This window comes from Rossellomorea sp. LjRoot5 (assembly GCF_964253455.1).
GTDB lineage: Bacteria > Bacillota > Bacilli > Bacillales > Bacillaceae_B > Rossellomorea.
Genome location: NZ_CAXUQN020000001.1, coordinates 1,275,749 through 1,298,798, shown reverse-complemented (window position 1 = coordinate 1,298,798; position 23,050 = coordinate 1,275,749). Strand labels below are relative to the sequence as shown.

Below are 23,050 nucleotides of genomic sequence, written 5' to 3'. Positions count from 1 at the left end.
CTTTTCGTACCAAATATTATCTTTAGGAGGCACACGATGAAATTTACAGGGATAGGATTAGTTATTGTTGCCGCTATATGCTGGGGCATTAGTGGGGGAATTGCCGATATTTTAATGAATAAGGGCTGGGATCCTAGAGTGATTTCACTTTACCGAGGGGCTGTTGGGTTTATTTGTTTTTTCGTGTGGTTTCTCCTTCGCTTTAAACAAAACCGTGGCATCTCTACTCGTATTTGGATATGGTCTCTTTTAGCAGGTGTTGGCGTTGCTGGTAACTTCACCTTTTATTTTCTAAGTATCCAAGCCTCGAGCGTTGCCATTGCCGCTACCTTAATGTACACCGCGCCTGTATTCGTCCTTTTAATCTCCTTTTTATTACGAATAGAACGTTCTACTTGGTTTAAATGGAGTTGCATTACCGGTGTTCTTTTGGGGATTATCCTGCTTACTGGTGCCTATAATACTGAGTCGATTTCAGTAAGTTTTTTAGGAATGGCTGCCGGGCTTGCTGCTGGCCTTTCCTATGCTTTATTTATATTCGGGTTTAAGAATGCATCTTCTCATGGAAAACCACCTACCACGTTAACCATTGCTTTTTTTTCATTTTGTCTCATCCTTTTTTTCTTTACGGACAAAGGGGAATCAGCAGCTGTACTGGCGTCTAAGGATTTAGGGCTATTTTTACTATTAGGGCTCCTGGGTGCTGGACTGTCCTTTTTAGTGTATGTAATTGGAATTCGAAGGACTACTCCGGCAAATGCTTCAATGGTTGCTATGGTAGAGCCGGTGACCGCATCATTATTTGGTGTTCTGGTAATCGGTGATCACTTGAACCTCATTCAAATGTTGGGAATGGCAGTCATCCTGGTGACGATCACCGTACTTAGCGTGAAACAGTCCAACTGAGAAAGAATGTTTCATCTTTTCCTGAATAAACATTTAGTTTCCAAAGGAAAAGGGAAGGGAATGTGGAGCCCTTTTCCTTTGGTCTAACATTTGAGCATTTTAAATACTAATGTCTCAACGCACGATAAATCGAATAATCCACTTCGCCTGAGATACCTTCCATCCCATTTTCACCCAATTCCAGGGCCATTAAATTCTCTTCAGAAGGTGGGAGGTTTTTCTCCGACGCGTAGATTCCGAATGCAGTCGATGTCCTAAATCCAAAACGGTGATAGTACCGGGGATCTCCTTCAACCACGATTCCTTTAAACCCCATTTCAGCCGCTAACGTGATTCCTGCCTCTAACATAAACGTGCCAACGCCCTGTTGTTGTTGATCCTTTACGACTGAAACGGGGGATAACATCAAGATTTCATGTTCATGCTTATGACTAATGGGGAGATTTGAGAGGATAAAGTGACCGATGATCTTTCCTTCTTCCTCCACAACCAGATCTAGCTGGGGAATATAATAGGCGTTTTCACGGATCTCCCTTACCAATGCTTTTTCAATGACTCCATCTGAAAAAGTGGTGTTCTTGAATATCTCATAGACAAAGTCTTCAATGAAACGATATTCTTCTTTTTTTACTGGTCTTATCTTCATATTAATCCTCCAAAATAAATTACATCTCTGTCTACTTATTCTTCAATTATTCTAAAATCCCCTCCCTATGTGGAACAAGTAGAATTCTTGTCACACAACAAAAATACCGAGTCATTACCTCCGACTCGGTTTCTTTTAGAATGACTGTTTCTTTACTTCGTACTGCTCGCAATAAACATCGAAGCATCCTTCTTCATGAATACGCGCTTTCCATGGTGAAATGTCTTAATCCCGGTAGAAGTAAATCCTACGTCAGAGAGTGTTTCTTTTAACTCTTCTTGTACAAATCCGTTATGTACCTTTGGATGGCTGATTTCTTCGTTTTTGTCAAAGTCCACGATGATAAGCTTGCCGCCGTCATGGAGGATCGTGAACATTTCTTGTAAAATCTTTCGGGTATCTGGGATGTGGAGAAGAACGAGCGACATGAGGACAATGTCTGCTTTCACATCAGGTGTTCCCTTTGTAAAGTCGGAATGAAGGACATCTGAGTTGGTGATTCCTCTCTGAGTAATTTTTGCTTTTGCCACTTCCAACATTTGCTCAGATGAATCGATTAACAGAACGGATTCGACCATATCGGTCAGCTCCAAACCTACGAGCCCAGTACCGCTCCCATAATCGATCAAGGATTTAGATTGACTGTCTAGCAGTTCTTTTTTCACTTCCCTCACGACAACCTTGGCCAATTCCATGCGCTCTTCTGTATCGTATCGCTTGGCCATTTCTTCAAAGACGTTCTGTTCCATCAGTCACACTCCTATTTAAGTTTCTTTGTTGTCATTATATCAAAAGTCAGTAATGGGGATTCATTTTTGGTACACTACATATAGTTCAATTATAGAGAATTGAGGTGATGGTTATGAAACAGTTCACTCCGGAAGAACAACAGCAGTCGATTGAAGCGTTTCGTTCGGTCATCCGTAAATCGGAAAATGCTCTTGCTCGCATGAAACCAGGTACGCCGCAGACGAACTTGCTTGAGAAACGATTGAAAGCAGCAAGGATTGGCGAAGAGGTTCTTCATGCATGCTGGGAAGGCAAGGAGTTGGTTGTCAGCAAAGAGGAATTATTTATGGCAAAAGAGGTGCTGAAGGGATTGTTGTTGATGCTTCCTTCCTTTCTTGAGAAGACAAAGCCCGGGAGTGGGCAGCGGACGTATATTGAGAGAAGGATAAAGGCGTTTCAGATAGTGGTTTCTTATTTGGATGAGGAGGTCAACTAAGGAGAGCTGGCAAGCTGGCTCTCTTTTTGATTATTTCCACTTGAACACAGAGCAGTTGGTTCACATTACACCACTGCCTTCAATCCACCTTCAGCCCAAAAGCTAACCATCTTCCATCAATATCTTCGACTACAAATTCTTTATTATTGTAATCGGTAAGATCTAAGGAACGGACTATTTTAACATTAGAACTCACCAATTCTTCCTGAAGTTCTTCTTGATTTTTTGTAATGAAGTAAGCATCATACCCATAACCATATAAGTCTCGATTCGGAATGACCTTTTGTCCATTCGTTTGGGTTAAGATGATCTCCGTTGTATCACGATACAAACAAATATGTGGTTCATTCGCATTCAAATATTGAACAGCTTTAAACCCCAGTTTCTGTTCATAAAAATTCGCCGTTTTCATTATATCCTGTGTTGGAAAAATACAGTGAGACTCTATTAAAAGCTTCTTCATCTTCTTACTCCTCTTACATTCTTCACACATGACATAACCGTATCTCCAAACGATCGTACATCGGATAAGTAATCATAACCCTCCGGAGAGCCAAAACTATTAAACATCCGAACTGCCACAATATCCTCTTCAGGGATGACTAATAGGGTTACATTTGTAAATCCAAGTATTTGATAGGAACCTTTAGGGACTTGATCACCTATCTCTGTCTTTTTGGCGGGTAAATCTTTAACGAACCACAAGAAACCATTTTGAGGTAAGTCCTTATGAAGGGTGGATGGACTCTGAAGAGAGGTGGCGACCTCAATTATTTCTCTGGGAACCATTTGCTTTCCATTCACTTTTCCTTTCTTCAAATGAAGGTATCCCCAGTATGCGAGCTCCCTGGTCGAGACATACATGTTCATTTTGTCCCCTTCAGTGCTTTCACTCGTTTTCCAATCTTTATCCTCTTCATAACGCAACAAGACATCAACCAGCCTTTCGTGCTTCTGTGAATACCAACCAGATTCAGTAAACCCTAAAGGGGTAAAGACGCTTTCATGAATGATGGCAGCAACTGATTTACCTGTTGTGCGTTTGACAATCTGAGTCAGTGACTCGATCCCAATTTGTTTATAAGACCAGCTTGAGCCTGGAGTAAACTCACGAACGTCTTCATTCGACTCATGTGTCAGTCCATGTGTATGAGTAAGTAAATGTCTTATCGTTGTACCTTTCCAGACGTTCTCAGCAAGTTCAGGCAAATAGGATAAAACCGGATCATCTATGCTGTTTATGCAGCCATAGTACAATGCATAAGAAACTGCAAAACCGATGTAGCTTTTTCTAACTGAAGCAACATGAAATTGAGTATCAGCCTGAACGGTTCTAGCGTCTCCTTTACCCGACTGCTTCCCTATGTACCGCTCCAACACAATGGAATCTTGATGAATGATAAGAGTGGAGGCTCCTGAACAGATGACATTATTAAAAGTTGATTTTACGTGGTCAACTACTGGTGTGAAAATTGGATTGTCTTTGTGATCAAGGATCAAGTCGCGTTTAATCAGCGGCATAGCTTCCCCCCTACTCATAAAATTCCATATAAGGTTTAGCTTCCTTATAATAATCGATTCGATCTTGCAACATGCCACTATGAAACTCAAATGTGTGACCATCGGGATCTGTGAAATAAATTGATTTCTTATCACGACTGTCTCTTTTTCGACCAGGCAGAATGTTCACCTTCAAATCCGTTAACTCTTTATACGCCTGTTCAAAATCTTCTTCTTTAATAGAAAAGGCTATGTGAGTATAAGATTGTGAGATTTCATTCCTAGGGATATCCTTTTCCTCATTCAAGGCAAGCCAATAGCCATGAAGATCAAAGTAGGCTGTGGTTCTCCCTTTTACGAGTAACTTTGCATTGAACACTTGCTGGTAAAAACGGATGGAGCGTTCCAGGTCTGAAACAGAGAAGAGAAAATGATTAATTCCTTTAATATTCATGAGATTCACCTCTGCTATTTAAAAAGCTTACCCTATTCTGGATAAGCCAACTTATACTAAAAATGATCTTTGGAATTCATTTACTTTACACATGAAAAAGCCAATACGACTGGAATACGCTGTCTTCTAACAAATTCCTCTTCACTACTAAAATGTTCACGTTTAGGTGTACCTTCACGTAAATCCAATACAGTAAAGCCTGTTTGTCTAAGCGCTGAAAAATATTGTTCAATTGTACGGTGATACTTAACCACTACTTGATCAATCCAAGGCTCTTTTCTTTCACCATCATGAAAATAATCGTCGACAATCCAATTACCACGTTTATCACCGGTTTGCTTACTCGCAAATGACGAAGTGGTAAGGGGATGCTGGATACTAAAAACAAATCTACCGTCTTCTTTAAGCGTTTTATGAACATGTTGGAACAGGTGGTTAATGTCAGAAACGTAATGGATAGCAAATCGAGATGTTACTAGATCAAATGTCTCTTTCGGAAAATCATACGATTCCATTGTTTCGTTGTATATTGTTCCGTTTTGTTCAAGTAAGTTAGAGCAAGCCGCTTCTACCATTTGTTTTGAACCTTCTACTCCTGTATAGTGTTTTGCCCCTTTATGTATGAGTTCTTTTCCGAACGAGGCATCACCACATCCTAAATCTAAGATACTTTTATTTTGAATGCTGCCAATTAATTCATGTATCATTGGACCTTCAATGGCATTGTTTGGACTGTCTTGTCTATTTCTTCTTTTCATATAATTTGAAAAAAAATCCGATTGATCGTACACACTGGCTCCTCTGAATTCCATTGAAACATCTCCCAATCTACTTCTTTTTTATTAATTTCTGTCATCGCGTAATACACAAATTAATGTATTCTAACACGAAATTTAGTGAATAAACAAGCATTGATTTCCTAATTTTCAAAAAATACATCTAAAAGAGCCACGGAGACAGGTGCCGTGCTCCTCAAAATTAGTATTTGTTCCAATCCACCATTCGACGGGGATGGATATTTGGTTTTCGTTTTCTTCGATATTCACATGCATACTTAGACATTTATCTTCACTTCACAACTTTATTTTTGAAAAAAATTATAAAACTTTTTTGAATGAGTAACAAAATTTTTCGTAACCCATTTTAGTTTCATAAAATCTGTGTGCTTCTTCGCGAAATAAGCCTGATTCTAACGCAACGATCCCACACCCGTTTTGAATAGCATATTGGTGTATATATGAAAGTAATTGTTCACCGTATCCTTTGGAACGTTGTGAAAATTGAGTAACCAAGTCATAAACAAAAACATGCTTTCCATAATAAAAGTTGGTTCGAATTGCTATTCCTGTTACTGCAACAGCTTTTTCATTAACATATATCGCAAACAGCTTATATCCTTCATCTCTCATACTTTGGAGAAATCCAAGATATGTGCTTTTGTTCAGATCGGTTCTTAATTCGGTTAAAACTGGAAATGCTTCAAGCCATTCCTTCTCTTCTATTAATTCTTTTATCATTCCATTCACTCCAAATAAATATTTTTCAACATAAATATAAATTCTTTCTTCCAGAAAACAAGGTTAAATGCTTCAGCCATCTTCTTCAAAAAACCAGGCAATGCTACACCACTATCAATATAGTACAACTCCGTAATAATAAGAATGCAGAGTGCCAGCAAGACAGAAATAACAAGAACCGCTGACCACAGTTTGCTTTCTTTATATTTTATATTTCTATGCTTCTTCTTTCTGTATAAACCCTGCGCTATTCGAAGCCGCTGATTTTTATCTTGTTTGGCGGAATTCATAGTATTTATCCCCTTCCGACAACGATTAGGATATCACGATTTTCAAGCCTTCTTTTTCATTCTGGAAATCAATTTATGAGAACCTAATACATATAAAAACATGATGATGAAAGGATTTATCATTGGGAAAATCTCTACCCCATCCTCTTTTACATGTACAACGTACAAGGATGAGATGTCGTAGTTTTCTGCAAGGGAAGCCAGTAGGATAAAGCCAACGTAGAATCCAATAAAGGATAAAAGGTAAGCTCAAATCATTAACACCTCCTGTTTGTCCGCTGAATGGTGAAAAGGAGATCAATTAGATAATCCCCCTGTTGTGCATTAATATATTATTCTTCATTTTTACTTATGACCCATTTAACAGCAGTTAAAAGATTTTTAGCAACATAATCCGGTTCAATATCTGCCCAGCTTTCCCTGTATTGATTTAGAGAACCATGTCCCCATCCCGTAAGCACTAAAACCTTCATGGCTCCAACAGAATGAGCTGCCAACATATCTGTTGAACCAACGTCACCGATAAACACAGTTTTGGTTAAATCCAGCTTATATTTTTGTGATGCTTCTAAAAGCAATCCTGGTCTTGGCTTATGACAATGGCAGTCATCATCTGAACCATGAGGACAAATAAAGGCATCATCAAATCCATATGATTGAAATTCCTTATAGAAATCATCGAGAGTAGCTTCACCCTTGCTAATTCTATGTTGATTCGTACAGGCAAAGGTTTTAATAGAATGATCCTTTAACATTTGTAATGCATCTCGACTGAACGAATATGTGGAGAAATCTTTCGGATGAATAAAGTGTCCCGTACCACCAATCGTTCCATCACGGTCAATGAAAACAGCTTCTATGTTCATTTTTTGGTACTCCCCCCCTACTGGTAGACAAATCAGCTCTTACTCTGTACTTCACTTAGAAATTCTAACAGTACATTCGTATACAAATTGGGGTTCTCCACATGAACCAAATGCGACGCAAATGGAATGACGCACACATGTATTTGACTATGTATGTTCCGGTATTTGGCGGCAGTTTCGACTTCTGCTGGATTCCCTTCACCCACCATAAAGAGGATAGGAGCACTTATGTTATCTAAGTCAGACGTATATTCAAATGGGTACCAGTCTTCGTCTCTAGCCATATAAATGAACTGTCTCCAGTCCGATTCGTGCTGTAGATCTAATTGACTGGTGAATTCACTATTTTCCAATAATTCTCTTTGGAATTGAACATCTTGAGCATGCATGTCCGCCCAATTGTCCGGCTTGTCAGAAGTAATACCAGACAACGTTAAGCTTCGTAATCGATCAGGGTATTTCTTGGCAAATCGCAAACCCACTAATCCTCCCAGTGAGCACCCTACTATATGAAGTTGATCTACTTGTAAATAATCAAGTGTTTCTCTTAAATCATCTGCAACGTCTTCAAAATAGTTGCTGAAATCATCACTTACTGACTTTCCATGTCCTCTTAAATCCGGCACTATGACCTTCATGCTTTTTTGAAGTACCTCTCTTTGTTTTTCAAAATCAGTAGTTCCCGTTTGTAGCCCCGTATGGAGAAAAACAATCGGTTCTCCTTCTCCATATACTTCTGTATGTAATATCATTTAATTGTCCCCCCAACCACTTTTAATGAAAAACCGTCATTTCAAAACTTCCCACTCTTCATAAACCTCTGCGTTCAACCCCAACTCATTGGTTTTCAAACACTCAAAAGCTTTCATCACTAAAGGGGAAGCGTTTTCCCGAGATACCTCATGCTCGGATACCCACACAGCTCCTAGTGAGTCTTGTCCTTCAAACTGTTCCGGTATGCCTATTTCTCCACCGGTCTTTCTCACAGAGTAATAAACGGCAATATGATGAACATTCGTAAAATCTCTCCACACTGAGGGAAACTTGAAATCAATAACCCCGATTTGTTTCTCAATTTCAATCTCTATACCTGTTTCTTCTAGAAACTCTCTCCTCATCGCTTCTGCTAAACTCTCACCTTCTTCCAAACTTCCTCCAGGTAAGTCAAACCGATTAATATAAGGGCCACCATTTTTATGTATAACTAAGAGTTTTCCATCTTCTATATAGATGCCATATACTCCAAAAGCTCTATGATACTTTTTATCAGACATACTTATCTGTCCTCCTAGTGATTCTTCCCACTGGTTAATAGTTCTTGTATTCTATTTATTGTTTCCATCTAATTACCTCCCATTAAGAACGACAAGGTACAATGCGTGACGGAGAAGATAAGCTGAAATTATGTAACTTAATACCAATTATTCCAAAATCACGCATCTTACTCAAGGAAAACTTAAATAAAAGGGGCTTATCCTCCCCGGATAAGCCCTCATTCCCTCTATTGCTCTTTCAACACCGAATATTTCCGATAAGCCTTATAATAGCTCCCGGCAAATAAAACAACCAAAAAGGCAGGGAACAATTTCAACAGAACAAAAGGAGTTTCAAAGATAAACGCTTTCCAAAATATCTCATTCTCCATACTCCAAAGACCTTCATGATATAATTCCGGCTCCCTGTAGTACCTAAATGAATAAATCAGAAACATCATACCGAACCAAAAGGAATAGCGCATGATTCGTTTGTAATAATGACGCTTTGACTCTCGATCAGAGAAGATTTCATTTTGATCATCACTTTCTTTCTGCCAATACTGTATTCTACTTAGCCAGTACCCTTTCAGATAGCTCCAACCGAAATCCTCATAGATCCCTTTGTATTCCTCCAACTTCTTCTTGGATAGATTATCCTGATAGTCCAGGCGCATCACATATCTCTTGTCGGTTTTTTCGAAGGTATACACGCCCAGTCCACTGATGTTAGTGCAGCGATAACCTTGTTGCAATTGCTCGTTCAGCCAACGTTCTTCCTTTTCAATACTGATGAACCAATTAAACTTCTTCATTCGCTTCACTTCCTTCATACAAGGATAAAATATGCACGAGCCTTTCTTGCTCCATTTTCAAAATGGCGCTACCTTCTGAAGTGATACTGTAAATTTTTCTCCTGCCTGAATGTCCGACAGGTTCGATCCAACCATGTTTACTTAGGTTCTCAATCGCACCGTATAATGTACCCGCCGCTAACATAACGGTCCCATTACTCATTCTTTCAATCTTCTGCATGGCGGCATAACCGTGAAGCGGCTCACGGAGAGCTAATAAAATGTAATGCATCGTTTCTGATAATGGCAATAATTTATGTTTCATGTTCTCACCCTTTTATTCAGTTCAACTATATAGTTCAGCTTAATAACAGTTTATTACAGTTCAACTGAATAGTAAACCATATTTTTGGAAAAATTAAAAAAGCCGATTTCCGTTACATTCGGAGATCGACTTGCTGTATGACCTATTACCAATGTGCTTGCAGCTTATTGCCATCTGGATCATAAAAGTGGAAAAAAGCGTGGCCGGCATCTTCTTTCATCTCATCGACTTTCACATCGTGATCAATCAAGTGTTGATGAAAATTAGCAAGCTCCGGACTAGCAAAGCCGATGCTGAACTCTTGTTCATGATTCACTGTAAAATGGGCAAAGGTTTCATCTTCCGTTGGGATGAGGATCAGTAGGAAAGGTCCTTCATTCACTTTAAGAGCGGCAAGTTCCTCCGTCATGTTTACTAACTGGAGTCCTAATACATCTCTGTACCAGTGTGCAGATTGTTCCACATCTTTCACAGGAATCCTAATATAGTGGACTTGTTCAATGAATGATTTGCTCATATTCTTCTCTCCCTTACAATCTCGAAATTTTACTTATTAGCTTTTTTTCTACTATCAAGTTTTCTAGAACTATAAAAACACACCAAACCAGTAGCCACAAAAAGAAGGAACGGAATGATGACATATGCGGGCATAATGATCGTCCAATAAAGGAGATACGCACTTATGGCAAACAGAAACCAACTGATGATCAGTAAAAAACTTGAGGTCAGTTCTTTGAATGTAGTCATGGATTGCTCCTCCCTATGAATGTTTCCGGAAGATCTTCATAGGATAGTGACCCCAGTCTTCTTTAAGATCATCACTATGCACAATACTCCAGGCATTAAAGAAGGTCTGTCCCCGTTTGTTAAAAAAGAAGTGACCATCTATGCAGTAAGAGGCGTGTTGAATAATTCCGTCTGCATTTTCCCATGTAAGCACATCACCTGCTCTTATATCTTCAGAAGTGATCAAGTGATAATTCTCATTTTCTAAACTTTGAAGAAACGTTTGAGGATGGACCCATTCATGTATCATCCATTCTTGTTGAGTGATGGCGAAGAGTGTAGCCGATAAACAATTACTTCCCGCTCTGGATGAGAAGGTGTTGGCAAACCGTAGCAAGTGCGGAGAAGTTTGGGTCGGAACATCATAGCAAGTCCACTCCTCCCATTGTTGGGCAATATCTGTTATGAGGTCTTCTTTACGAGTATAAGAGAGGTCTTCCCATATCGCTTTATGAAGAACTAGATACTTCTCTCCATTCACTTCAACAACATTGTTACGGAGGAATGATATGTCTACAGAAAAGTCAGAGGTTGGATGAATCAAGCCCCTGCCCACTGCCACTTGAATCTGAAAAAGCTCGATTTTCTTCTCAACTGGTAGATGATTCACCCAGCCTGGAGGTGTTACGAGTACATAGTCAACGTCCTTTGATAGATTCCAATACTCAAAGCTGTTCGCAAGTTGTACCTGTTTATAAGAGGAATGGTTTTTGAACTCTTCGTGGGGAACCACTAAGACATTACTTAGATATTCTTTAAAACTGGCAAGGTTGCTCTCTGGGAGGAAAAACAGGTCTTTATTTGGTACATACATTTTTATCCATTTTTTCATAGTGTCTGGAGTTGGTTGGATTTTTCTTTTCATATCTTTCACCTCTTGAGTGGTTTTCATGGAGATCCACATAGTACATACTTTAGAGTGAGGATCTTTTTAAACACGCTCATTTATTGCTGTTTCAATTCCTTCCTTAGTTAATTTTTCATACATGTAAATTATCTTGTAGCAACTTCTCCGCCAGTTTAATATTCTCCTTTAGATATACAGGTAATTCCGTATGGACAAGGATCTCTGAAGTAGTCATCCAAATAACATCATCAACTTCTTCAGTGCTTTTAGAGTAAGGTTCTCCAGTTTTGTGATGGCACAGAAAAACGATATCAATCACATTGATTCCTGATTCAGTCACAAAGGAAGAACTATTTACGTATTTAAGGCCTGTAACCTCGCAACCTACTTCTTCAAAGATCTCTCGTTTTAAAGTCCTTTCTAGAATATCAGATGAAACACCTTCAATTTCACACTTTCCGCCGACTAATGAAAGAGTCCCTCCAGCGTGTTCCTCCTTTTCACTTCTAAGGATTAATAGCCACTTCCCATCTCGGTGAATAGCACCTTCTACATTGACTACAAACACAAAATATTCCCCCTAAAAATAAATTCAATTTTAGCTATCCTGCGAATAAAGCAATAGCCGGATCAATTAGCTGTTCTTCAGTGATTGCCCCCGTTAGATATTACAAAATACTAAATGATAAACCTTTAGATAGTAAGTATTCTTCCGCTTCATTGATCCTTGTTCCGTTATGTTTTACAAATAATTCATAACGTCGCTTTGACCACTCAAAAGACCTGTCACGAATATGCGAGTCATCTGCACCTTGAATTAGGGGCACCATTTTAGTAAATGAGTCGAAACTTGATAAAGCTTCAAAGCACTCCAAATGTTCAATTTTCTTATTAATGATGCTCTGATAAGTATCTACCATCATTTCTTTGTGGCACACTCCATACCACGAATATCCCAATGTGAGGCTATTCGCTATATCGAAACGAGGATCTCCTATAAAAGCTTTTTCCCAATCTAAAATATATAATTTATTTTCGTTCGTTAGGATGGTATTCCCAAAGTGATAATCTCCGTGATTTAAAGCTTCAGTAAATGAAACATCCCTAAATTTATTCGATATGTTTTGAAGGCAATTAACGTAAATAGAGTTTTCAAACTTTGAGACTCTATTTTTTAAACTTTCTAGATAAAAGTGAATATCATTTTTTTGTCGTATATCGATATCGCCATGTACCTCTTCAGTGCAAATGGAATGAACATGCGCAAGGGTTGCACCAAATTTTCCAAACGCTAATTCCTTATCTTCTGAATTGGATGTGATGTATCTGTCCAATGTATCCCCTTTCACAAATTCCATCAGCATTATTCCCTTTTCAATATCTACAAAATAGACAGTTGGAGTACTAATTAAGGAATTTACAGCATTACTCCTTAGAAGTTTTAATTCTTTAGTAAGCTTCAGATTTTCGCTAAATTCTTTTAGGACAACATCATCACTAAATACCCCCTCATCATGGGAATAGGTAAGATGAAACATTGCAATGTTATTGTTAAACCCATCTTTATTTGTTTGTAAGTTCTTTATCTCTATTTCTGTGTCTTTTCTTATATTTTTCTTAATCAGTAGTTCTACTGTTTTATGTACTGCTACACTCAAATTTTCTGCCCCCAGCTTGGACCTATTCCATACTCATTCCTTTACACAGATATTCTATAAAAAGAAGAATTATTTCTTTCTAATTTGATCACCATCGTCTGTGACAAATTGACCACCATTCAGTTGGTTGAGCAATGCTTTACCGCAGCTAGTTTCCTTCGCTTTGACGGACGATTTCATCGACTATGTGTTCAATTGGTTTAGTTGCGTCAATGATCATCCCATTTCTTGGAATGTCTTCTTTCGTCTCATGCAAACGAACAATGAGCTCCCTTTCCGATTTCTTACCACCAAATTCATTTTCCGGTCGAGCGTCCAGTCGTCGGTTCAATGTTTCAATATCGACTTGGAGAACAAACACACCATCAAATAGATCGATAAATTTCGAGAAGTTCCTAGACCCACCACAGAAAAATGTTACTGGTTCACTCTTGTTATTGATCAAGTCTTTCACTTTCTCTACATCCCATATATGGTTCTCATGGGAGGCAGTATCGGTCCGATTACCAGTTTCTGGATCGCCCTGATAAGCCAATTCCCGGTCACCATGAATGGCTTGATAGCCGCGCCGCTGCAATTCATTACAGACGGTAGTTTTACCGGTGCAGGAAACCCCTTCAATTAGAAAATTCTTAACGCCCATTGTTAAAGCCTCCTTTCAAAAACATATTCTCCAGATTTGGTATGCGCCTTCAGTAGAACATCTTATGTAATTGATAACCCTAATATATGATCTGAAAACAAGATAAACTCTTCTAGATACATAGTTGAATTCGGTGATGTTAAAGGTGTGAGCTTCACATTCGTTAAATAAATACAAGCAGAAGAATTTACTATTGTTTTGTCTGTAATGTCTATTTCGGGACTAAGCTCGTATTCTTGAAGAGCACGCCCCAGAATGGGTTCCTCTACTATTAATCCCAATTATTTCAAATGAAGCTTATAAAATGCAAGAAAAATTTAACAATGGCTTTCATGGCTATAACCTTGGAGAAGAAGTTAAGGCTCCGGCAGGTCAAACAGTATTTATGTCGAAATTTATACATAAGACGTATTAAATGGGGGCGTAAATGATGGCAGAAGTTTTATTGTTCCACCATGTTTTGGGCAAAACGAAGGGGATTGAAGCATTCGCAGATCAGCTGAGAGATGCAGGGCATACTGTGCATGTGCCGGATTTATTTGATGGCCGCACATTTTCCTCGCTGGAAGAAGGCTTGGGATTTGTGAAAGAAATCGGATTTGGAGAAGTGACTGCGCGTGGCATTCAGGCAGCCGGCGATCTATCGCGAGATGTCGTTTATGCTGGGTTTTCACTTGGGGTTCCGGCAGCACAGCAGCTCGCTCAAACGCGCGATGGCGCAAAAGGCGCACTGTTTTTCCATGCCTGCCTCCCGACCTCGGAGTTCGAATCTCCATGGCCATCCGACTTGCCTGTGCAAATACATGCCATGAATGAAGATCCTTTCTTCGTGGAAGACGGCGACATCGATGCAGCACGTGAACTAGTGAAGTCAGCAAATCACGCTGAGCTTTTTCTATATGAGGGCAAGGAACACCTCTTCACCGACAGCAGTATACCCTCTTACGATGCTGACGCGACGAAGCTTGTGATCAAGCGGGTTCTCGACTTTCTCGCATAATCATCAGGAAGCGCGGGGACGGTTCCTGTGCTCCCTTTTCGATAAAAAGGTGGCAGAAGAACCGTCCCCATGCTTTAATAACATGTATATTCCATCTTTAGAAACTCAAATGTGCTGCCATTTGTATCTTGCATAAAAGTCTCTACATCTTTAAATCCAACTTTTCTGTACAGTTTTATTGCTCTTTGATTAAAGGTTGCTACTGATAATGTGATTTTTTCAGATTTGAATTCTGATTGTACAAAGCTAATACCTGCCCTTAGAAATTCGATCCCATTACCCTTTCCAGTTAAATCCGGTCTCATCCCTAACCCAATATCAAAAATTCCGTCAGCTATTTTATTAACACTGAAGAAGGCAACCAGTTCCTTATCTTTTGAAACAGCAAACGTTGTATTCCCTCGTTCTTCCGGGTTTAAAAATTCATCTAAATCTTCTGCATCAGCTTCCATATCGTAAAATGAATAGTCAACATCATAGTGCCATTTAAATGCAATATTTTCTGCCTGTTCTTGTGTCATAACATTAAATCTATAAGTCATAATGCCTCCTGTTAAATAAGAAAATCATTGTTCTATGTGCTTTCTGAATCGGTATCTCAATTCGAACTTAATGTATTTTTTCTATCACTAACGTACCCATTTGTTAAATAAGGTGAGTAACGGGACAATTAGCTGATCTTAAGTGATTAAAGGCTTAGCTTAAAATGACCTGAACATTATTAGCAACATAATCTCTAAACCTCATTAGTTCATCATTCTCAAATTGACAATCATCTTTTTCACTCGAGTAACAACCAATTATTTTATTGACGGTGCTGCTCAATTCTTTCGGCAAGGTTGCTAAACCCCAACGCCCAGCTTCTTCCTTTGAAGATATGACTCCTTCTTTTACAAACCAGAACACTCTAATCATATTTAGCGTGCAATAAATAGGATCCTCTTGAATATGATCTAGACATTCTTGGAAATCTCCGACTATTGACGATAGATAATCTGAACGCGGAACTATGGGGAAAACTTCAGCTATAGGTTCGCCTGCCACACAAATCCCCCTCTTATGCAAAATAGTGATATGGGCTGCTAAATCCGGATCAGTGCTACTACCTCCACTTAAAAACTCGTGTGTATTCCTTACCAAATCATGTTCATACCGCTTTCTCCAAAACTCACTATAATGGAAATCAAATGGACAAGGGTGCTGCCAATCTTTTAATTGTTCCTTATTAATGAAACTGATTTCGACTGGGTATGGGGAATTGGAACAATTCAAAAAGAATTCAGCCAACTTCCTTTTCGTTTCAACTGGAATCGTTTTTTTCGTGACGACCAATAAATCTATATCGCTTTTGTCTGGATTAAATCCCCCCATTGCTAAGGAACCGTGAATATACAATCCAGCAAGGTCATCGTTTAATATAGTAGTGAGTTCTTCTTGTATACTTACAATAATACTTTCAACTTCAGCTGAGGAAGACTGCATTAAGCCCATTTACTATTCTCCTTTTTTCGTTATCCCACCCATTACAAGACAATACCTGGTTGAAGCTCATCTTATGTATTTGTCCCCGCTACTTTAAGGACTACTCGACACCATGTTTTAATTTTTCCTTTTGAATACTTTATTTCGTTCTATCACCGTACAACCATTATTTTGGAATGTCTTAAGCATCGGGAGGTTGTGATGACCAGTTGAGCCAATGTAATAAGAAGCGTTAAAGTCTTCTTTTAAGATTTCTAGCGATTGTTGGTGTAGGAGTTTGCTTTTCCCTTTCCCTCTTTCGCTTGGAAGGACCCCGAAATAAAAAATCCTTCCCTCTTCTAACGTACCAGGTTTATGATGGGTCCTGATTGGAAATTTTGTTGAAGACTCGTTAGGTTAATTGCTCATTAATTCAAGAAGTTCAATAGCCGTACCGGTTATTGAACTGTAGTTATTGACCAAGTTTATTCAAGTAGGAAAGTCAGTCCTCCACATACTCCAAAACATCCTCAACATAGCTTTCCAGAGGTTTACTTGTATCTACTAACAAACATTTGATATCCGCTGGTTTTTTACTGTTATTGATTGTATATCTAAATGCTTCTTCTGAAGTAATTTCTTTTATTTGACTGGTCATCCTTTCTCGGTTCTTTAATCGAAAATTAACTTCCTTTACATCATCGATATAACATTCAACATATTTGTACTTAGCATTATATTTAGTAGATAAGTTCGTGCCCTTACTAACCAATTCATCATATAAGCAAGGACTATCAAAAATAACATCGTGATCTTGGGATAAATGAAATTCAATTAAAGACCAATCAATATTGTACGAAATCTTCCCAGCTAAGTTGTTATCGATTTCGCCTTCAATGGCTTCTAATAAAGCTGATTTAACAATATCGTGATCAATGAGTACAGCTCCTGTTCGCTTTGCAATCTGTCTAGATAGTGTAGACTTCCCTGAGCCTGGAAAACCGGACATCTGAATGAAAAACATATTTGAATCCCTCGCTGTAGTTGTAATCTAATTTGAAATCAATAATATAAACACTTTCGTTCCTAGAGAATGATTTATTTTAATGGAAATACCAAAATAACAACCTTTTCCTACGGTATATCATCACTTAAACTCAATACCAATTATTTCAAATTCAAGATAACCAATCGCAATTAGTGAATCAAGATAAATCTAGATCCACGCTTCAATACAATGGACTGATTTTGTCTTTGTATCTACTTTTACTTTCTTTCCTATAGCCAAAGGGTGCATGGGATGAGTATGGCACGTATCAAACTCAGCTATAATAGGAATCTCTTTGTCGTCTAATTGTTCCATAAGAATATCTATTGGCTTCTTACCCGTTCCTAAATCATCATATCCCTCATGTTTCCCCAAAATGATTCCTGACACCTTTTCTAAAATCCCGTGCATTTTTAACATTGCAAAGTTCTTTTCTACTATCGACGCATCTTTCGCACAATCTTCTATCAGTAAGACATCCCCATTTTTTATAGGAGGGAAATAGTCCGTACCAATAAAACCATACATCGCATTAACATTTCCACCTATTAATCTGCCTTCCGCGACTCCAGTGTTTCTTGTTATCCATTCATTTCTATATAAAGTTTTTTCTTTTGTTTTGTCTAACCAGTTAACAGGTTCATCAGACCAATATGTAGGCATGGGAACTACATATGGAAGACTGCTTTCTTTCATAAAGTAGTTAACAAAGTATTGGTAAGTATCATTAACTAATGGTTCAAATTCACCAAAGGAAGGAATGAGTGCAGGACCATAATAAGTAGTGATATTTGTTTTATGATAAAGAGCAAGAAGTATAGCCGTTGCATCTGAGTAACCTACTACGATCTTAGGATTTTTTATCAACGCATCGTAATCTATATAGGGTAAAAGGCTATTAGAATTGGTGCCACCTATCGTGGACATTACCATTTTAATTTCTGGATCTCGCAATAACTCATTTAATTCATTTGCGCGCTCTTTAGGGGTACCTGAGCGATACCCTTCAGCCTTTCCTGTCAAATTCCCTTCGACTATAGATAAACCTTTGCTCTCCAGGAATGATTTTGCCCGTTCATATCGTTTTCTTGCAGTAACTGTTGCTGGTGATGATGGAGTGAAGATCCCCACTTTGTCACCTGTATTTAATTTATTCATGGAAACCACCGTCCTTTATTGTTTAAACAATATGTATAGTTGCACACTCAACTATCAAACGTAATATCCTTACTTGGGTATACATCTGCAAACCAACGCAACACTCCATTATGATGGTTAATAATTTGTTGGGCCGTAATATCTTGCGAATCCCAAGTGCTGTGTGCGTCTGAAGCTAAAGTGACCTTATAATCCAAACTAAAGGCTCTTCTACACGTTGTATCCACACATGCTTCTGTTTGAATTCCCGCAATGACTACATGTTCGATCCCTTGTTTTTTCAGTTCATCATCTAAAGAAGTATTATAAAATGAATCTGGAGTCGTTTTTTGAATGATGATATCTTGAGGGGTTGGAGTGATTTCAGGATGGATCTCCCATCCCCTTGTACCATGCTCTAATGGTTTTCCAGCAGGTGCATTATGTTGTATAAAGAATATCGTTGTCTCGTTAGAGCGTGCTTTTTCGATTAGACCTTTTACAGTTTGTAGTAACCTTTCTCCTTTGTAAACAACATTACCTTCCTCGAACATCCCATTCTGAACGTCTATTACCAGTAGTGCATTCTTCATCATTTTCCCCCTTGAATAAACGTACGTTGGATACTAGTCTTCTTTTAAAATAAGAGACTTTTACATTCGACCTTCTTTAATCCCTCTCCAAATAAGGTAGCTACCGAATACTGACACTAATAAAAGTAAAATCATAAATATAACGTAAATGGATAATCTATTGATATCTTGTAAACCTTCATTGTTAGCCGCTACCCATATTGATAATCCAATCAGCATGAAGTAACAAAATACATTAGGAATAATCTAAATGATTCTTAACTTTATGTTCTTCAGAAATATCCCCCCCCCCCGCTGCTTTACATATTCATTATAAAGCATCTCCATCGCTTCCATAATCTTACGGTCAGCATCCTGATGGTTTAATCGATTGGGTAAGTTAATCGCCCCTAATGCAAAGAGATAAGGGTTTTCATTGAAATCACCCATTATACCGATATCAACAGCCACATTTTCCAGTCCACCTGTCATATGGTTTAAATGGTGTGGTGGAACTTGGTTTATATCTCCCTTTTGTCTCACCAAGCCATTAATGATAGGTGTCCACAAGAGAGGCTGTATTTTGTACCCTTGATAAATATGTATCATCAAATCTAGCAATTCGTTAAGCTGACCCATATTATTAATATCCCTTGGGTTTTCAGTAACCTGTATGGAGGGATAATAAGACTGGAGAGACTCATTTACCTTTTCCCAACCACCACAAAAATCCACAATACATCTAGCAATATAACTATCGTGACAAGCAATCATTACTTCAACCGCCTCCCTTAAAGGAAGGGTTTGTCTATTTTGTAGATGTGGATAAAGTTCTTTGCTATCTTCTTCTGGATTAAAGGATACTTCTTCAACAATGGAATCCCACTTAACCTCATCATCCTCTACCCATTTCGCTACACAGTATGCTATTGCCACTTTTGCTGCTGAAGCAAGGGGGATTGTGAGTTCGCTATTTAAAGAGATACATTCTTTATTTTCTTTAGTGGAATAGATCGTTATTCCTACTTCTCCTACATCTATTTCTTTCAGTTTTTCTATTGCTATATTCACTTTTTCACCTGCTTCGTTTTTCTTGCAAAGATATTTTTTAGAAGAATCTTCCTCAATATTAATTATTCCAAATTTTATGTATTTGAGCAATGCTCTTATTTTGATTGTTATAAAATGGTCTAAAAAGCTGCAGATTACCGCATCAAGTTTCATGAGTTGCAATGATTAGGTTAAGCCCAAGAACTGAGAACTGATAAATAGACGGAAAAATTCCGCTTATTGAACTTTTTGATATGAGAAAAGGATGAAATAGACGGAGGAATTCCGCCTATTAACTCAAAAAACACAAAAACGGATAATGTTTTTCTGTATAAGCGGAATTCCTCCTCTTATTTATACCTAAACCAAGTTCCACGCTGAATCTAACCGGAAAAACTCCGCTTATTCTACTCCTGCTGGTTTCTCTATAAAGAGCAAGACAACTTATTTGAAAGAGACACCGCTTCTCCTAATCATAATTAAGAAGCCTGTCCCCATGGATACCCCGCATATAGTTTTTAAATTCATCCTATTCATTTTCTCCATTCACATAGTTAGAGGAACCGAAGAAAGACACTTTCGAAAAAAACAGCATAGGAATAAATCCTATACTGTCCTTCTTTCTACCATGAACGTAATGACCACAAATAACAAAAATGCCAGTAGCAGGAGGGTTCCCCCAACGATAAAAAACACGGTGACGAATGATTCATCTAGTTGAAATGGATTCAAGTTGTACATCCACATGCCTACTGTCAGCCCCAGTGCTCCCACCATTCCCAAAATGCTATGAATTGCTACCAGCTTTTTGTATTTTATTGTATAGACCTTGTAAAAAATTCCCCAGGCGAATACCGAAAGCCAGCCGACCAGCAAAATGTGTGCATGAATTGGTTTTAAAGCATAGTCCATTTGCCCGGCCATATGTGATCCGATAAAGGTACCGACCAACCCGAAGATTGCGGCAAACCGGATCAAGCGTATACTCCAGATTTGTTCCATATTCTTCTCTCCCATTATTTCTTTATTTAGAAGGAAGGGTGATCGTGAAGATCGTTCCCTCCCCGACTGTACTTTGAACAGTGATATTCCCCTTGTGCAAGTCGATGATCTGCTTGACAATTGAGAGACCGAGACCGGTTCCTCCCTTTTTTCTAGCTGCATCAACACGGTAAAAGCGGTCAAAGATCTGCCCCATCTCTTCTTCTGACATTCCAATTCCGCTATCCTTAAACGTGATAACCAGGTCTGATCCTCTATCGTTCAATCCAATCCATATACTGTCTCCACGACCGCTATATTTGATGGCGTTGGTCATAAGGTTATCCCACACATTTGTCATCAGTTCGGCATCATATTTAAATCGACGGGAAGGCAGCTTGTACGAGACCTCGATGCCCTTCTCCTCTATTAGCCACTGATATCTGCGGATGGCCTGCTTGATCTGTTCCTCCACCTGAACCTCGGAATAGTTCATCGGGTAGGCTTTCTGATCAAGGGAAGTGAGGATTAATAATTGTTTCGTTAAATGAGATAGACGCTTGGATTCATGATCAATAATTTCGAGATACTCATTCCTCTCTTCTTCTGCCACATCCGACTTCAATAGGTCGGCATATCCCTGAATATTCATCAGGGGTGATTGGAAATCATGGGACACATTATTAATGAAGGATTTACGGGCTTCATTATTATGCTTCAGTTGTCTCTGCATGGTGGTGAAGCTTTGTGCCAGTTGTCCGATTTCATCCCGGCGCTTGATCGTCAAGTCATAATGGAAGTTCTCGCGGGTCAATTCCTTTGTGGCTTCCGTCAGCTGGGTGATGGGCTGGATTAAATGTTTGGCAAACCAGATCATCCCGATGATACTGACGACTGAAACCGCTAAAACGAACCAGGCGAGAATCATGTGAATATCAGAGAAGAGCAGTTTGTTGTTTGGACGCATAAACAGTGCATATTGTTGTCCATTAGACGTAAACGGTACCCCGACCGTATTCCGGACATCGTTAGAAAAGTGTTCCATCACGAAGGACCGACTGGAATCCTCACTCATTCCATGATAAATCTCCTGATCCTCCAACACTTTCCGGGCCTCCCCAGAAAGATCGGTCTTAGAAAATGGCTCTCCAAAAAATGTTTTTCTCCCTTTCTCATCGATCACGAGAACCTGATAACCCAGCTTCCCGACCGATTCCAAATATGGAGACAGAGCAGATTGGTGACCGTGCATCCCCTCGAGACTCGACACGATTTCCTCTGCTACCTCGACGTTTTGACGATCGATTTTCTCCTTAGTGGTCGTCATGTAAACCCAATTTGCCAGAATGAAACCAGTAATGACACTGATGGTCAGGATAGAGAGGGTCGCAACAACGAATTTTCGGTAGAGCGTCCTCATCCCGTGACCTCCAGCTTATAGCCGATCCCTCTTACGGTGAGGATTTCTACTGTGGCCTCATATTTCTTAAGGCGGTCACGGATCCGGTTGATGTGGGTATTGAGCGTTTGTTCATTTCCTTCATAATCAATCCCCCACACGTGCTCGATCAATACAGCACGAGGGGCAATCTTATGGGCCCGGGATGCAAGGATACTCAACAATTCAAACTCCTTTAATGGAAACAGGATGGTTTCTTGATTGATCACCACTTCGAAGTTCTTCCGGTCAAGCTTCACATTCCCTACCGTGATCACCGTTTCCATTGCCCGTTCCACTCGTCGCAGGATGACAGCTATACGGAATAACAGTTCTTTGACCTCAAAGGGTTTTACAATATAATCTTCCGATCCGGACAAAAAGCCTTGTTCCTTATCGTCCAACTGTCCCTTTGCCGTCAAAAGAATCACTGGAATGTCATAATCCTGTGATAAGATCTTCGTCAGTTGATAACCGTCCATTCCCGGCATCATCACATCGACTACAGCTAAATCAACCGTCATTTCTTCTAATATCTTCAATGCTTCATCAGCATGATTCGCTTTATATACCTGGTATCCTTCACGGCTTAAATGGATGGAAACAAGTTGTTGTATATAGACATCATCATCCACAACCAGAATTTTCATCGA

31 protein-coding genes are annotated in these 23,050 nt (G+C 39.0%); 3 read left to right on the top strand and 28 right to left on the bottom strand.

The features are described from left to right. Window positions 1-36: 36 nt before the first annotated feature. The gene (locus ACSQ2E_RS06600) at window positions 37-906 is read left to right on the top strand and encodes a DMT family transporter (RefSeq protein WP_435989816.1); all 870 of its coding nucleotides are present in this window, start codon (window positions 37-39) and stop codon (window positions 904-906) included. Window positions 907-1,012: 106 nt separating this feature from the next. Here ACSQ2E_RS06600 and ACSQ2E_RS06595 read toward each other — a convergent pair whose 3' ends face one another. Continuing rightward, window positions 1,013-1,552: a GNAT family N-acetyltransferase gene (locus tag ACSQ2E_RS06595; RefSeq protein ID WP_435989815.1), complete on the bottom strand. Its 540-nt coding sequence runs from the start codon at window positions 1,550-1,552 to the stop codon at window positions 1,013-1,015. A gap of 152 nt (window positions 1,553-1,704) precedes the next feature. After that, window positions 1,705-2,301 carry a class I SAM-dependent methyltransferase gene (locus tag ACSQ2E_RS06590; protein ID WP_435989814.1) on the bottom strand — a complete coding sequence of 199 codons (597 nt, stop codon included), beginning with the start codon at window positions 2,299-2,301 and terminating at the stop codon, window positions 1,705-1,707. Between the two features lie 113 nt (window positions 2,302-2,414). On the opposite strand from ACSQ2E_RS06590, the gene ACSQ2E_RS06585 reads away from it, so the two are divergent. Further along, the gene (locus tag ACSQ2E_RS06585) at window positions 2,415-2,777 is read left to right on the top strand and encodes a hypothetical protein (protein ID WP_435989813.1); all 363 of its coding nucleotides are present in this window, start codon (window positions 2,415-2,417) and stop codon (window positions 2,775-2,777) included. A 79-nt stretch (window positions 2,778-2,856) separates the two neighbouring features. On the opposite strand, the gene ACSQ2E_RS06580 is transcribed toward ACSQ2E_RS06585, so the two are convergent. The 17 genes from ACSQ2E_RS06580 to ACSQ2E_RS06500 form a co-directional block, all read right to left on the bottom strand. Next, complete coding sequence (locus tag ACSQ2E_RS06580; RefSeq protein ID WP_435989812.1) at window positions 2,857-3,240, bottom strand: VOC family protein; 384 nt, start codon at window positions 3,238-3,240, stop codon at window positions 2,857-2,859. Continuing rightward, a complete protein-coding gene (locus ACSQ2E_RS06575; protein WP_435989811.1) occupies window positions 3,237-4,298 on the bottom strand; it encodes a serine hydrolase domain-containing protein in 1,062 nt (353 codons plus the stop codon). Before ACSQ2E_RS06575 ends, ACSQ2E_RS06580 begins: the two co-directional genes overlap by 4 nt. A gap of 10 nt (window positions 4,299-4,308) precedes the next feature. Then, window positions 4,309-4,731, bottom strand: a complete 423-nt coding sequence (gene fosB / locus ACSQ2E_RS06570) for a metallothiol transferase FosB (protein ID WP_435989810.1) — start codon at window positions 4,729-4,731, stop codon at window positions 4,309-4,311. 80 nt (window positions 4,732-4,811) lie between these two features. After that, window positions 4,812-5,543, bottom strand: a complete 732-nt coding sequence (locus tag ACSQ2E_RS06565; protein WP_435989809.1) for a class I SAM-dependent methyltransferase — start codon at window positions 5,541-5,543, stop codon at window positions 4,812-4,814. Window positions 5,544-5,828: 285 nt separating this feature from the next. Further along, complete coding sequence (locus ACSQ2E_RS06560) at window positions 5,829-6,248, bottom strand: GNAT family N-acetyltransferase (RefSeq protein ID WP_435989808.1); 420 nt, start codon at window positions 6,246-6,248, stop codon at window positions 5,829-5,831. A gap of 5 nt (window positions 6,249-6,253) precedes the next feature. Next, window positions 6,254-6,538, bottom strand: a complete 285-nt coding sequence (locus tag ACSQ2E_RS06555) for a hypothetical protein (RefSeq protein WP_435989807.1) — start codon at window positions 6,536-6,538, stop codon at window positions 6,254-6,256. A 332-nt stretch (window positions 6,539-6,870) separates the two neighbouring features. Next, window positions 6,871-7,404, bottom strand: coding sequence for an HAD-IIIA family hydrolase (locus ACSQ2E_RS06550; RefSeq protein WP_435989806.1), 534 nt, complete (start codon window positions 7,402-7,404; stop codon window positions 6,871-6,873). Window positions 7,405-7,436: 32 nt separating this feature from the next. Further along, window positions 7,437-8,156 (bottom strand): alpha/beta fold hydrolase, encoded by a 720-nt coding sequence (locus tag ACSQ2E_RS06545; protein WP_435989805.1) that lies wholly within the window; start codon window positions 8,154-8,156, stop codon window positions 7,437-7,439. A gap of 36 nt (window positions 8,157-8,192) precedes the next feature. Then, a complete protein-coding gene (locus ACSQ2E_RS06540) occupies window positions 8,193-8,678 on the bottom strand; it encodes an NUDIX hydrolase (RefSeq protein ID WP_435989804.1) in 486 nt (161 codons plus the stop codon). Window positions 8,679-8,905: 227 nt separating this feature from the next. Next, on the bottom strand, window positions 8,906-9,472 hold the full coding sequence (locus ACSQ2E_RS06535) for a DUF2812 domain-containing protein (RefSeq protein WP_435989803.1): 567 nt from the start codon (window positions 9,470-9,472) through the stop codon (window positions 8,906-8,908). After that, window positions 9,459-9,776, bottom strand: a complete 318-nt coding sequence (locus ACSQ2E_RS06530) for a PadR family transcriptional regulator (protein ID WP_435989802.1) — start codon at window positions 9,774-9,776, stop codon at window positions 9,459-9,461. The genes ACSQ2E_RS06535 and ACSQ2E_RS06530 overlap by 14 nt, the downstream gene beginning before the upstream one ends. A gap of 145 nt (window positions 9,777-9,921) precedes the next feature. Continuing rightward, window positions 9,922-10,293: a VOC family protein gene (locus ACSQ2E_RS06525; protein ID WP_435989801.1), complete on the bottom strand. Its 372-nt coding sequence runs from the start codon at window positions 10,291-10,293 to the stop codon at window positions 9,922-9,924. Between the two features lie 29 nt (window positions 10,294-10,322). Next, complete coding sequence (locus tag ACSQ2E_RS06520; RefSeq protein WP_435989800.1) at window positions 10,323-10,523, bottom strand: hypothetical protein; 201 nt, start codon at window positions 10,521-10,523, stop codon at window positions 10,323-10,325. A 13-nt stretch (window positions 10,524-10,536) separates the two neighbouring features. Then, on the bottom strand, window positions 10,537-11,427 hold the full coding sequence (locus ACSQ2E_RS06515) for a hypothetical protein (protein WP_435989799.1): 891 nt from the start codon (window positions 11,425-11,427) through the stop codon (window positions 10,537-10,539). Window positions 11,428-11,542: 115 nt separating this feature from the next. Further along, window positions 11,543-11,977, bottom strand: coding sequence for an NUDIX hydrolase (locus ACSQ2E_RS06510; RefSeq protein ID WP_435989798.1), 435 nt, complete (start codon window positions 11,975-11,977; stop codon window positions 11,543-11,545). 100 nt (window positions 11,978-12,077) lie between these two features. Then, window positions 12,078-13,067 (bottom strand): phosphotransferase family protein, encoded by a 990-nt coding sequence (locus ACSQ2E_RS06505; protein ID WP_435989797.1) that lies wholly within the window; start codon window positions 13,065-13,067, stop codon window positions 12,078-12,080. A gap of 148 nt (window positions 13,068-13,215) precedes the next feature. Further along, a complete protein-coding gene (locus tag ACSQ2E_RS06500) occupies window positions 13,216-13,710 on the bottom strand; it encodes an AAA family ATPase (RefSeq protein WP_435989796.1) in 495 nt (164 codons plus the stop codon). A 427-nt stretch (window positions 13,711-14,137) separates the two neighbouring features. Between ACSQ2E_RS06500 and ACSQ2E_RS06495 the strand changes: the two genes are divergently transcribed. Continuing rightward, window positions 14,138-14,710, top strand: coding sequence for a dienelactone hydrolase family protein (locus ACSQ2E_RS06495; RefSeq protein ID WP_435989795.1), 573 nt, complete (start codon window positions 14,138-14,140; stop codon window positions 14,708-14,710). A 74-nt stretch (window positions 14,711-14,784) separates the two neighbouring features. Here the strand turns inward: ACSQ2E_RS06495 and ACSQ2E_RS06490 are convergent, their stop codons facing one another. The 9 genes from ACSQ2E_RS06490 to ACSQ2E_RS06450 form a co-directional block, all read right to left on the bottom strand. Beyond that, complete coding sequence (locus ACSQ2E_RS06490) at window positions 14,785-15,252, bottom strand: GNAT family N-acetyltransferase (protein WP_435989794.1); 468 nt, start codon at window positions 15,250-15,252, stop codon at window positions 14,785-14,787. A 154-nt stretch (window positions 15,253-15,406) separates the two neighbouring features. Next, window positions 15,407-16,201 (bottom strand): aminoglycoside adenylyltransferase domain-containing protein, encoded by a 795-nt coding sequence (locus tag ACSQ2E_RS06485; protein ID WP_435989793.1) that lies wholly within the window; start codon window positions 16,199-16,201, stop codon window positions 15,407-15,409. 472 nt (window positions 16,202-16,673) lie between these two features. Continuing rightward, a complete protein-coding gene (locus ACSQ2E_RS06480) occupies window positions 16,674-17,195 on the bottom strand; it encodes an AAA family ATPase (RefSeq protein ID WP_435989792.1) in 522 nt (173 codons plus the stop codon). A gap of 192 nt (window positions 17,196-17,387) precedes the next feature. Continuing rightward, window positions 17,388-18,377, bottom strand: coding sequence for a S66 family peptidase (locus tag ACSQ2E_RS06475; RefSeq protein WP_435989791.1), 990 nt, complete (start codon window positions 18,375-18,377; stop codon window positions 17,388-17,390). 47 nt (window positions 18,378-18,424) lie between these two features. Further along, a complete protein-coding gene (locus ACSQ2E_RS06470; protein ID WP_435994431.1) occupies window positions 18,425-18,949 on the bottom strand; it encodes a cysteine hydrolase family protein in 525 nt (174 codons plus the stop codon). A gap of 246 nt (window positions 18,950-19,195) precedes the next feature. Continuing rightward, the gene (locus ACSQ2E_RS06465) at window positions 19,196-19,999 is read right to left on the bottom strand and encodes a serine hydrolase (RefSeq protein ID WP_435994429.1); all 804 of its coding nucleotides are present in this window, start codon (window positions 19,997-19,999) and stop codon (window positions 19,196-19,198) included. Window positions 20,000-20,584: 585 nt separating this feature from the next. Next, a complete protein-coding gene (locus ACSQ2E_RS06460) occupies window positions 20,585-20,980 on the bottom strand; it encodes a hypothetical protein (protein ID WP_435989790.1) in 396 nt (131 codons plus the stop codon). Window positions 20,981-21,002: 22 nt separating this feature from the next. Beyond that, window positions 21,003-22,379, bottom strand: coding sequence for a sensor histidine kinase (locus tag ACSQ2E_RS06455; RefSeq protein ID WP_435989789.1), 1,377 nt, complete (start codon window positions 22,377-22,379; stop codon window positions 21,003-21,005). Next, complete coding sequence (locus tag ACSQ2E_RS06450) at window positions 22,376-23,047, bottom strand: response regulator transcription factor (protein WP_435989788.1); 672 nt, start codon at window positions 23,045-23,047, stop codon at window positions 22,376-22,378. The genes ACSQ2E_RS06455 and ACSQ2E_RS06450 overlap by 4 nt, the downstream gene beginning before the upstream one ends. Window positions 23,048-23,050 lie beyond the last annotated feature (3 nt).